8 protein-coding genes are annotated in these 11,400 nt (G+C 60.8%); all 8 read right to left on the bottom strand.

From position 1 onward, the window contains the following. Position 1 precedes the first annotated feature (1 nt). A complete protein-coding gene (locus P0D89_RS47755) occupies positions 2-1,111 on the bottom strand; it encodes a DUF294 nucleotidyltransferase-like domain-containing protein (RefSeq protein WP_408369295.1) in 1,110 nt (369 codons plus the stop codon). 14 nt (positions 1,112-1,125) lie between these two features. Then, entirely contained in the window at positions 1,126-3,261 is a 2,136-nt protein-coding gene (locus tag P0D89_RS47750; protein WP_408378955.1) for an exonuclease domain-containing protein, read from the bottom strand. A 20-nt stretch (positions 3,262-3,281) separates the two neighbouring features. Then, a complete protein-coding gene (locus P0D89_RS47745) occupies positions 3,282-3,656 on the bottom strand; it encodes a response regulator transcription factor (protein ID WP_408369299.1) in 375 nt (124 codons plus the stop codon). Next, positions 3,653-6,421: an ATP-binding protein gene (locus tag P0D89_RS47740; protein WP_408369301.1), complete on the bottom strand. Its 2,769-nt coding sequence runs from the start codon at positions 6,419-6,421 to the stop codon at positions 3,653-3,655. The genes P0D89_RS47745 and P0D89_RS47740 overlap by 4 nt, the downstream gene beginning before the upstream one ends. Position 6,422: 1 nt before the next feature. Further along, positions 6,423-6,662 (bottom strand): hypothetical protein, encoded by a 240-nt coding sequence (locus P0D89_RS47735; RefSeq protein ID WP_408369303.1) that lies wholly within the window; start codon positions 6,660-6,662, stop codon positions 6,423-6,425. Positions 6,663-6,792: 130 nt separating this feature from the next. After that, positions 6,793-8,457, bottom strand: coding sequence for a cation acetate symporter (locus P0D89_RS47730; RefSeq protein WP_408378952.1), 1,665 nt, complete (start codon positions 8,455-8,457; stop codon positions 6,793-6,795). Further along, positions 8,457-8,762, bottom strand: a complete 306-nt coding sequence (locus P0D89_RS47725) for a DUF485 domain-containing protein (protein WP_408378949.1) — start codon at positions 8,760-8,762, stop codon at positions 8,457-8,459. The genes P0D89_RS47730 and P0D89_RS47725 overlap by 1 nt, the downstream gene beginning before the upstream one ends. Positions 8,763-9,066: 304 nt before the next feature. After that, positions 9,067-11,040 carry an acetate--CoA ligase gene (gene acs, locus P0D89_RS47720; protein WP_408369307.1) on the bottom strand — a complete coding sequence of 658 codons (1,974 nt, stop codon included), beginning with the start codon at positions 11,038-11,040 and terminating at the stop codon, positions 9,067-9,069. Positions 11,041-11,400 lie beyond the last annotated feature (360 nt).

Raw genomic sequence — 11,400 nt, 5'->3', positions numbered from 1 at the left:
ATTAGCCGGTGCCGGGGTAATCCAGGGCAAGGCGTTTCTGCAACGCGCGTGCATGGCGGAGCGCGTCGCGTAACGCGTGCCGCGCTGCCGCGCCCAGTTCGTTTGGATCGACGTGATTGTGCATAGTCGAGCCGCGCTCGTAACAACGCTGCTGATTTATCAGGCGCAACATCTGGATGAAATAGAACGCGCTGATCCACGCATGCACATCGCACTGATTCAGGCGTTGCGCCTCACCGGCCAGTCTGAAGCGATCGGCCGTATTGCTGGCGCGGGCGCCGCAGGCCAGGCCGTAGATTCGGGCGGCGTCGACGAACAGCGTCGCGGCGTGCAGTTTGAGGTCGATGGTGCCGGCAAACTTCCCTCCTTTTTCGACTAGAAAATCGCGTATCACGCCGAGCGGCACCTTGCGTCGCAACGCGTTTTCCGTCATCTGGAACAGAAAGCGGGGATTGTCCGGCGCGTTGTTCGCGAGCCAATCCGCCAGCGCTTGTGCCAGATCGTTAGCACCGTATAGCGGGCGCAGGTCGAAGAAAATGCTCGCGTTAAGGAGCGCCTGCGGATCGCCCTCGATGATCCAGTTCGTGAAACGCGCCCGCCATTCGTGCAGGTCCAGACACCACTGCGGATTGCTCGCCATGATTTGCCCGGTACACAGGGGGAACCCGCAAGCGTCGAGCGCTTCGTTGATGCGCAGAGCCAGCGGCAACAGCCGGTCGCGCAGTATCGAGGCATTGCCGTCTCCGGCGAAGATGATGCCATTGTCCTGGTCGCTCGACAGTGTCTGTTCCTGCCGGCCTTCGCTGCCAAGTGCGATCCAGCACCAGCGTACCCCCTGCATTTGCGTCCCGGCGCAGGTCAATTCGATCACGCGTCGCGTCAACGTGTCGTTCAGCGTGGAAATGAATCGAGTGAGCGGTTCCGGCGCCGCTTGGCCGACCGCGCGATGCACCAGCGCCTGAATCTGCGCGGCTGCCAGTTGCAGTCCGGCCGTGTCCGACGCGTCGCGTATGCTGCGATGAGCGCGTTCAAGGTCGCGCGCGAATGCGCGTCCCGCGACGGTTTGCGAGTCGAACACGGCATCAGGCCTGCACGCGGCCGAGTCATCCATGGACGGTCCTTTTCTCAGTAGCGGATACGCGCGTAAAGGGTCTGTTCGGCAGCTTCGCGTGCATCCTTGAGCGTGACTATGCCTTTCTCCGCCAACAAGCGGGTCATCTTGAGAAACACTTCGCCCGTGACGATGGCGTCTCCCAGAGCGGTATGGCGCCCGAGTATCGGCACGCCGAGGCGCCCGGCGATCGCCTCGAGCGAGTGCTCGGCCTGATTCGGGTGGATCACCTGCGACAGCAGCAGCGTATCGAGAACGGGCTGCGTGAATGCCACGCCGGTTTTCGCTTCGAGTATCTGCAGAAATCGCATGTCGAACGCCGCGTTGTGCGCGACGAGCACAGTGTCCGCGGCGAAACGGTGAAATTGCGGCAGCACTGTTTCGATTGAAGGCTGGCCCCTGAGCATGGCGTGAGTGATGCCGTGAATTGCAATCGACTCGGCACTCAAGGTGCCCCGCGGCTCGATCAGACGGTCAAAGCTTTCGTGCTGCAGCAACCTGCCATTCACGATGCGCAACGCGCCGATAGAAATGATTTCATCGCCTGCAGCAGGCTGAAGTCCGGTGGTCTCGGTATCGAACACCGTGTAACTGAGCTGGGAGAGCAGAGATTGGTCGATTTCGGCGCTTTGTCCAGGCCGATGAAACAGGTCGAAATCGTAAAATTCCGGCCGGCCTTCGTGCGTCAACGGTACGTCCAGCGCCGATTGAGGCTCCGAGGGCCGTAGCATCAGGCGGTAACGCACCGCGCCCCCTGACGAGTTTGGGCAATAAACCGCTTCACCGCCGTGACGCGCAATAACCGCGTTCAGTGTGAGGACCGAATCAGCCGCGCCGCTCTGCAAAGGCGCGTTTTCCCACCTTCGCAGCGTGTCGACGGAAAGCGGCGCACCGCTCCAGGTAAGTTCGAGATGCGCCAGACCGCCGTCTCGATACAGCCCGAAGCTCAACTCAGTGACACCGGCCTCGCCGGCGAGGCATTGAGCCAGATAAGCGAGCGCCTGCGTCAATGCATAGCTGTCAACCTTGAGCCACAGCGTCGCGTCGACCGTATTGCCTGAAGTAACGCGAAGAGATGGATTGCCGATTCGCCGCAGCAGCAGCGCGATCAGATCAGCACCGCGCATGTCTTCGAGTTCCTGATGACCGTCCATGTCGGTGTCGCGCTGGTGTGCCGCCCGGTCGATCTGACAGACGAGGCGCTTCGACTCTTCGTCGATGATCCCGGTAAACTGGGTGCGCTTCGCGCCGCTCATGTCCGGATACGTTTGAATGGCCTCCACTGCCGCACGGATATTCGCGAGCGTGGCCCGTGCGTCCTGAGTGACCGACTGCACCAATGCGTCGCGCCGGCTGTCCGCCTCAACGTTGCGGGTGATGTCTTCCAGCGTCAGCACGAAGCCGTTGAGGGCGTGCACGCTATCGAAAACGGGGGCCATGTGCGCGCGCACGATCAGCCCCTCGGCGAGCGTGGCGACGAAGCCGCAAACCAGGGGCGCCGTGCCCCCGGCCTGCTTGTGAAGTTGGTGCTGGATTTGTTCCAGCGCATGCAGGATGAGGCCGCGATCGATCACGCCGAACACCGAGCGGCCCAGCCCGATCGACTCGAAACCGCCGTGGCCAGTTTGGAGCAACCGTCTCGCGCGGGTGTTGTAAAGCAAGATGTGCCCCTCGATATTGCACACCAGCACACTCAGCGCGAGTTCCGCCATGAGCGCAGCGAGCCGGTTTTTTTCTTCCGCCAGCGCACGGTTCGCCAGTTCGACTTTTTCCTGCACGTCGTCGTGCAGCGTTTGATGTGCGGCAGCGAGCGCGTTGAGCTTTTCGGTAAGCACGCGCACGTTGCGTGCGCCCTGCGGCGTCATGCGATGACCAGGGTTGGCTGCCAGCAGGACTGCGTCTTCGGACAGCCGGGCGATCGGCGTGAAATAACCCTTGAACAACGCTTTCAGGCCGAAGCCCAGCGCGAATAGCAGAAGCGTCGCGAGGGCCACCCATAGCGCGCTGCGTTGCAGCAGCATTTCTCGCAGCAACTCGCGCTGCGCTTGCGTCATGTCGAGCGAGAATGCCAAAAAAATCGCGGCGACGAGGAGCACTTGCACTGCGAAGAGCAGCGTCAATCCGACGCCAAAGCGATGTTTGGCAATCATCTTCCGAATCATGCGCGGTTTCAGTCAAAGCTCGTGAGCAAAGAGCGCACTTGCTCGACCAGTTCCTTGGTGGAAAACGGTTTGGTGATATACGCATCAGCACCGAGCGCGAGGCCCTTGCTCATCTCGACGTCGCGCCCCTTCGCCGACAGCATGATCACTTTGACCCGATTCCAAGCGCTATTTTCGCGAATTTTCTGGCAGACTTCGAAACCGCTACGCAGCGGCAGCATGACGTCGAGCAGGACAAGATCGGGCTGGAACGCGGTCATCTGCGCCAACGCTTCCTCACCGTCCCGCGCGATGCCCACTTCGTAGCCGCTCTGGATCATCAGGAATTCCAGCGGGATAACGATGTTCGGCTCGTCATCGACGATAAGGACTTTGTGGGTCATGACGTGATCTCCGGCGCGTTCGCGAGCGGGAGCGTGAACACGAACACCGCGCCGTTGCCGGGCGAACTTTCAAGCCACAGCGTACCACCGAAATGGCGGATGATTTCGCGGCATATCGGCAGCCCGAGCCCGGTGCCCTGGGGCTTGCCGGCCAGCGCGTCGCCACCCTGACGGAATTTTTCGAAGATAAGTTCACGATCCTGCGGGCGCACGCCGGGTCCGTTGTCGCGCACCGCGACACGTAACCCGCCGCCCTCCTGCTTAAGGCTCACTGCGACGCGGCCGCTTGCCCGGTCGCAAAACTTCGCCGCATTCGACAGCAGGTTGAGCATCACCTGCATCAACCGGTCGGGATCGGCCGAAACGTGCTGCACCTCGGGCGGCAGATCCAGTGCAAGCTCAATGCGTCGTTCCTGGAACATCTGACGGGTAGCGTTCGCCGCATCTTCGATCACCTGTTTCAAGTCGAGTGGTGCCGTGTGCCATTCGACGCTACCCGACTCGATCTTGGCAAGGTCGAGCACGTTGTTGATGAGTCGCGTGAGCCGCTCGCTTTCCTTGATCACGATCTCAAGGTATTCGCTGCGCTTGGCAGCGGCAAGATCGGGATGGTCGCGCAGGATTTCCGAGAACGCGCGGATCGACGTGAGCGGTGTCCGCAACTCGTGGGTGATGGTGGAGACGAAATCGTCCTTCATGTGGTCGAGCTCGGTGAGCCGGGCGTTGGCTGCCCTGAGTTCGGCCGTCGCCGCCTCCAGTTCGCGCGATTTCTGCTCCAGTTGCCGGCTGTAGGCAACGGCTTGCGAGGATTCATCCAGTATCGCCATCACTTCGTCCAGCCCGAGCGGTTCTTCATCGACCACCGAGGCGATCATCGCACGCGCCGACGCGGCGCCGATCGCACCGGCCAACTGAATCTCGGCGAAATGCACGAGTTCGGCGTCCGTGGCCAGTGCGTTTGCGTTGCCACGGTCATGCTCACGCTCACGGAGGAACCGGGCGTATGCCTCATCGGCACGAGCGGAGCCGAGAAATCGCCGCAACAGCGCGAGCACCGCGTCGGCCGAGGCGCTGCCGCGCCACACCTGCGAACGCACTGTGCCGCCGACGTGCGCGTAGGCATCGACGAACAGGATCGCCTGCGCCTTTTCCACCGCGCTCTGTCGGCTCATGAGCGACACGCCGACATAGCCGCCCACGTTCGCCAGCATGCTCCAGAATAGCGCGTTCGAGACTTGGTCCAGTCCCTGCAATCCGAATAGTTGCCATGGCTTAAGCCACCCGATGCCGAACGGCCCTTGTGCGAGAAAGCTCGACGACAGCCAGCCCGACTGCGCGAACGATGGCAACAAAAGCGTGTACGCCCAGAGCAGGAATCCCGTGCTCAAGCCGACAAGCGCGCCGAGCCGCGTGCCGTTTTTCCAGTAGATTGCGCCCAGCATCGCCGGCGCGAACTGCGCAACAGCCGCAAACGAAATCAAGCCGATCGAGACCAGCGCGTAAGCTTCGCCGGCGAGCCGGAAGTATGCGTATCCGAGCATCAGCAGCAGCACGATCGCTGCGCGCCTGATCGCGAGCAACAGTCCGCTCACATCGGCGCGCTGGCTCACTTGCAGCAACTGGAGGCGCAACAGCAACGGCATCACCAGGTCATTGCAGACCATGGTGCTGAGCGCGATGGTCTCGACGATGACCATGCCGGTCGCGGCCGACAGCCCCCCGATAAACACGAAAAGCGCGAGCGCCGCGTGATGTTCCCCCATCGGCAGAGTCAGCACGAACATATCCGGGTCGACGGTGCCGCCGGGGAAATGCATGATCCCCGCGAACGCGATCGGTAGCACAAACACATTGATCGCCAGGAGGTACAACGGCAGCAGCCAGATGGCTTTCCGAACATGGTTTTCGTCGACGTTTTCAATGACGGAGATCTGGAACTGACGTGGTAGGAGCATGATTGACAGCATCGACAGCACAATCAGCGACGTCCAACTGCCGAAGGCTGGACTGTCAGCACCCGCCTCGCCGCCATTCAATGTCGATAACGCCTTCAATGCAGGAACGGCGTCGGCGCGCGTGAACAGATCGCCGAAGCCATCGTAGATTCCGAATGTGACGAAAACCCCCACTGCGAGGAACGCCACCAGCTTCACCAGCGACTCGAATGTGATCGCGGCGACCATTCCCTCGTGACGTTCGGAAGCATCGAGGTGGCGCGTACCGAACAGGATGGTGAACATCGCCAGCAACAGCGCGATGTAGAGCGTCGTGTCCGACCACAACGGCCGCGTTTCGCCGCGCCGGGTGACGATGTCGGGATAATGCACCAGCACCGCGACGCTTTCCGACACGGCCTTCAACTGAAGTGCGATATAAGGCACGATGCCCACCACGGCCACCAGCGTGACCAGGCCGCCGAGTAGCGCGCTCTTGCCGTAGCGCGATGCGACGAAGTCGGCGATCGACGTGATGCGATTGTTCTTGCTGATGCGGATGAGCTTGCGCAGCACGGTCCACCACAGCGCCGCCATCAGCGTGGGACCGAGGTAGATCGGCAGAAAGCCGATGCCGCTTACAGCGGCACGGCCGACGCTGCCATAGTATGTCCACGAGCTGGCATACACCGCGAGCGACAACGCATAAACGTAGGGGCTGTTGATGATGCTGGCGCCCGCATCCGCGCGCTTGTCACCATAAAAGGCGATCGCAAACAGCACGCCCAGATATGCGAACGACGCCAGCGCAATGACCCAGCCGTCCAGCATTTCAGTCCTTCAAAGCCGGGGCGGACGGCGAAGCCCTTTTCCGACGCCCTCCGCCTTCCGCGATCAACGCCAACAGTCCGATAAACAGAGCCCAGGCGACGAACAGATAACCATACAACAGCGGAATACCGAACCCGGTGCGCATGCCGTCGAACAGGGCTAGCAACGGATAGTTGAACAACAGCCAGCCTAAAACAAACGACGCGATCAGGCGTTGGCCGACAAGGGTGCGATGCAACATGGAACGTCCGTCCAGGATGTAAAAAACATCTTTCGCCAATGGCAATACAGCATCGTCGTCGAGAAGAGCGTCGGTCGACGGCCAACCCCCCTGGACCGCTCTTGGGGGTTTTGATGCAACGCATCGGTGGTCAATGGCCGGAAGCCCCAGACGCACCGATGCCGGTTTCCGACCGTACTTTCTGGGCCTCATACCCCGCACGGTCGAGACGGGCACGCTCGCTTCGATCAAGAATCGAAAACAACCAGATGCCGAAGAAACCCGCGAACATCGAGAACAAGGCGGGCGACGTATACGGGAAAATCGCATCCTTGTGACCGAGCACGTCGACCCACACCGACTTCGACACAACCGTCAGTCCGACCGCGGTAATCAGGCCGATAAAGCCGCCAATGGTCGCGCCGCGTGTCGTGCAATCCTTCCACAGCACGGACATGAACAGCACCGGGAATGTAGCCGACGCCGCAATGGCGAAGGCCAGCGACACCATGAACGCGATGTTCTGTTTCTCGAATGCGATTCCCAGAACCACCGCCACAATGCCCAGTACGACAGTCGTGATTCGCGAAACACCCAGTTCCTTTTCACTGGCCGCTTTGCCCTTCTTGAACACGGTCGCATAGAGATCATGCGACACCGCGGAAGCGCCGGATAGCGTCAGGCCAGCGACCACCGCAAGAATCGTGGCGAAGGCCACAGCGGAGATGAAGCCGAGGAACACGTTGCCGCCGACGGCGTTCGCAAGGTGGATGGCCGCCATGTTGTTGCCGCCCAGCAACCCGCCGAGCGCGTCCTTGTACACCGGGTTGGTGCTGACCAGAACGATGGCGCCGAAACCGATGATGAATGTCAGCAGGTAGAAGTAGGCAATCCATGTCGTTGCCCAGAACACGGACTTGCGGGCTTCCTTGGCGCTAGGCACCGTGAAAAAGCGCATCAGGATATGCGGCAGGCCTGCCGTGCCGAACATCAGCGCCATACCGAATGAGATCGCGGAAATCGGGTCTTTGATGAAGGCGCCCGGCCCCATGATGGCGTCTTTCTTGGAATGAATCTCGACCGCTTTGGCGAACAGCGCCTCGGGATTAAAGCGGTATTGCGCCAGCACCATGAATGCCATGAAGCTCGCACCCGCGAGCAGCAAGCCGGCCTTGATGATCTGGACCCATGTAGTTGCCGTCATGCCGCCGAACAGCACATAGACCATCATCAGACTGCCGACGATCGCGACGGCAATCCAGTATTCCAGACCGAACAGCAGCTTGATCAACTGGCCTGCGCCGACCATCTGTGCGATCAGATAAAAGGCTACGACGACCAGCGTGCCCGATGCCGCGAACACACGGATAGGCGTCTGTTCAAAACGATATGCGGCAACGTCGGCGAAGGTAAAACGGCCGAGATTTCGCAGACGCTCTGCCATCAGAAACGTAATAACGGGCCATCCGACCAGGAAGCCGATCGAATAGATCAGGCCGTCATAGCCATTCAGATAGACCGCGGCGGATATCCCGAGAAAGGATGCCGCGGACATGTAGTCGCCGGCAATCGCCAGTCCGTTCTGGAAGCCAGTGATGCCACCGCCGGCCGTGTAAAACTCCGCAGCGGATTTCGTCTTGCTCGCGGCCCACTTCGTGATGAACAAGGTGAACACGACAAAGACAGCGAACATCGAAATCGCCGTCCAGTTGGTTGGCTGCTTTTGTAACTGACCCAGGTCCCCACCGGCCCCAAAGACTGCGCCGGCCACGGCACTCAGAGTCAGTGCGCACAGAATGCGTTTGAGTGTCGACATCACAGCACCTCACTGCGAATTTGAGCCGTGAGGTCATCGAATTCGCGGTTGGCGCGCCAAACGTAAATCCCGGTGATGGCCACAGTAAAAATGATGACGAACAGTCCGATCGGGACGCCCCAGGTCATCACGCCGTGGCCAATCTTGGCGGAAAGCAGGTTTTTGCCGAACGCAACCAGAAGGATATAGCCGTAGTACACGACCATCATCATTCCAGTCAGCATCCAGCCATACGAAGAACGTGTCGATACTAACTTCTGGTAGTTGAGATTGGACTTTATCCGTTGAACGAGATCTTCTTCCATTTTTTACCTCCAGTTCCACGTATGAAAAGTGACCCTTCCGGACACTTCGACTTTCCTCATGGACTTTTGCCGACATGGGGCCGAATTCGACCACGATCCACCCTTCGCGACACGGAACCGGGCCGAACCCCGAAGCGCAATCGCATCCCGGTTTCACTGTCAGGCGCCTCCTCGTGTTGAGTCACGTCCGAGGGAAGTCCCATGCGACCAGGCGAGCCGCCGCAGTTAACACAGCTTCGGCGCAAGCGTGCCGGGAGGCCAACGCGCCGCTCCCTTTCCCGGCACGCTGAAAATCGGAGCGCGATCAACGGAGCTGGTCAAGAATCGCGGGATTCTCGAGCGTCGATACGTCCTGCGTGATCTCCTCGCCCTTCGCGAGCGAACGCAGCAAGCGGCGCATGATCTTGCCCGAACGGGTCTTCGGCAGGTTCTCGCCGAAGCGGATTTCCTTCGGCTTGGCGATCGGGCCGATCTCCTTGCCCACCCATGCACGCAGTTCATTCGCGATCCTGGTCGCTTCTTCGCCTTCCGGACGCGAGCGCTTCAGCACGACGAACGCAACGACGGCTTCACCCGTCATATCGTCCGGACGGCTGACGACGGCGGCCTCGGCAACTATCGGATTTGCCACCAGCGCCGACTCGATTTCCATCGTGCCGAGCCGGTGGCCCGATACGTTCAGCACGTCGTCGATACGGCCCGTGATCGTGAAGTAGCCGGTGTCCTTGTCGCGCACCGCGCCATCGCCCGCGAGATAGAGCTTGCCGCCGAGTTCCTCGGGAAAGTAGTTCTTCTTGTAGCGATCCGGGTCGCCCCAGACGTTGCGCAGCATCGACGGCGATGGACGCTTCATAACGAGAATTCCGCCCTGCCCGTTCGGCATGTCCTGTCCGGTTTCATCGACGATCGCCGCCATGATGCCGGGCAACGGCAGCGTGCACGAACCCGGCACCAGCGGCGTCGCGCCCGGTAGCGGCGCGATCATGTGGCCGCCGGTTTCGGTCTGCCACCACGTATCGACAATCGGACACCGCCCGCCGCCGACGTTCTCGTGATACCACATCCATGTTTCCGGATTGATCGGCTCGCCGACCGTGCCGAGGATGCGGAGCGTCGACAAGTCGTAGCTCTTCGGATGCACTTTCGCATCCGTTTCCGATGCCTTGATGAGCGAGCGGATCGCAGTCGGCGCCGTGTAGAAGATGGTAACCTTGTGCTTGGCGATCATCTCCCAGAAGCGCCCGGCGTTCGGATAGGTCGGCACGCCTTCGAACATGACCTGCGTGGCACCGATCGCGGGCGGGCCGTACGTGATGTAGCTGTGTCCCGTGATCCAGCCGATGTCAGCGGTGCACCAGAAGATGTCGGACGGCTTTGCGTCGAAGGTCCACTTCATGGTCTGCGCGGCCCACAGCAGCAGCCCGCCCGTGCTGTGCTGCACGCCCTTCGGCGTGCCGGTCGAACCCGACGTATAGAGAATGAAAAGCGGATGTTCCGCGCTGACCCATTCGGGCTCGCAGGTATCGGCTTCGTTCTCGACGAGCTCATGCATCCACAGGTCGCGGCCTTCGCTCCACGCGACCTTGCCGCCCGTGCGTCGATACACGATCACGTGCTTCACCGCCTCGCAGCCGCCGGCGGCGAGCGCTTCGTCCGCGATGCTCTTGAGCGGCAGCGCCTTGCCGCCGCGCATCTGCTCGTCGGCGGTGATGAGCGCGACCGCGCCCACGTCGACGAGCCGCTCGTTCAGCGACTTCGACGAGAACCCGCCGAACACGACCGAGTGCGTGGCGCCAATTCGCGCGCAAGCCTGCATCGCGACGACCCCTTCCACCGACATCGGCAGATAGATCACCACGCGATCGCCCTTCTTCACGCCGCGCTTCTTCAGCGCATTGGCGAAGCGGCACACGCGCTGCAGCAGGTCCTGATAGGTGATGTTGGTGACGGTGCCGTCGTCGGCTTCGAAGATGATCGCGTCGCGCGCGCCGTTGCCGGCTTCGACGTGTCGATCGAGACAGTTGTACGACGCGTTGAGTTCGCCGTCCTCGAACCACTTGTAGAACGGTGCATCGGATTCGTCGAGCATTTTGGTGAATGGCTTGTGCCACGAGAGCGTTTCGCGCGCAAGACGTGCCCAGAAGCCTTCGTAGTCGCGCTCGGCTTCGGCGGTCAACGCCTTGTACGCGTCCATGCCGGAGATCGCGGCATTGGTCGACGCTTCGGCCGTTGGCGGGAAAACGCGGCTCTCGTGGTAGACAGATTCTATCGCGGACATTTGATATTCCTCCGCTCATGGGGTTAGTGCGCGATTCTCCGTCTACGCGGATAGAGATTCGTTGATCTCCTGAACGACGCGCGGTTCAATCTGTATAGCAGCCCGACGTCATGCTCCATTTGAAACTTGCTGATTGGATGATAGGTTTACATTGGCTTGCAGGACACCCCCATACGTCATGTTTCTGCAAACAGCGTTCGCGTTTTCACGTAATTGCACCCATGCACTGCGTATTACTGACGAATCTCCCGCGAAACGCTATTCGATTCCTGCTCAGTGAGCAAAACTGCAGCCTGACACCCGGCGCGTTTCACTTAAAATCCCCGCGAGCTGTCCGAAATAACGGGGCCACCTCTTAAC

The sequence above is a fragment of the Paraburkholderia sp. RL18-085-BIA-A genome, from assembly GCF_046027075.1.
In the GTDB taxonomy this organism is placed as follows: domain Bacteria; phylum Pseudomonadota; class Gammaproteobacteria; order Burkholderiales; family Burkholderiaceae; genus Paraburkholderia.
This window is presented reverse-complemented; position numbering and strand designations above follow the sequence as displayed.

Coding starts and splice junctions, on each gene's coding strand:
- P0D89_RS47725 (WP_408378949.1), bottom strand. CDS start 8,762: ATGGAAGAAGATCTCGTTCAACGGATAAAGTCCAATCTCAACTACCAG.
- P0D89_RS47745 (WP_408369299.1), bottom strand. CDS start 3,656: ATGACCCACAAAGTCCTTATCGTCGATGACGAGCCGAACATCGTTATC.
- P0D89_RS47750 (WP_408378955.1), bottom strand. CDS start 3,261: ATGATTGCCAAACATCGCTTTGGCGTCGGATTGACGCTGCTCTTCGCA.
- acs (WP_408369307.1), bottom strand. CDS start 11,040: ATGTCCGCGATAGAATCTGTCTACCACGAGAGCCGCGTTTTCCCGCCA.
- P0D89_RS47730 (WP_408378952.1), bottom strand. CDS start 8,457: ATGTCGACACTCAAACGCATTCTGTGCGCACTGACTCTGAGTGCCGTG.
- P0D89_RS47740 (WP_408369301.1), bottom strand. CDS start 6,421: ATGCTGGACGGCTGGGTCATTGCGCTGGCGTCGTTCGCATATCTGGGC.
- P0D89_RS47755 (WP_408369295.1), bottom strand. CDS start 1,111: ATGGATGACTCGGCCGCGTGCAGGCCTGATGCCGTGTTCGACTCGCAA.
- P0D89_RS47735 (WP_408369303.1), bottom strand. CDS start 6,662: ATGTTGCATCGCACCCTTGTCGGCCAACGCCTGATCGCGTCGTTTGTT.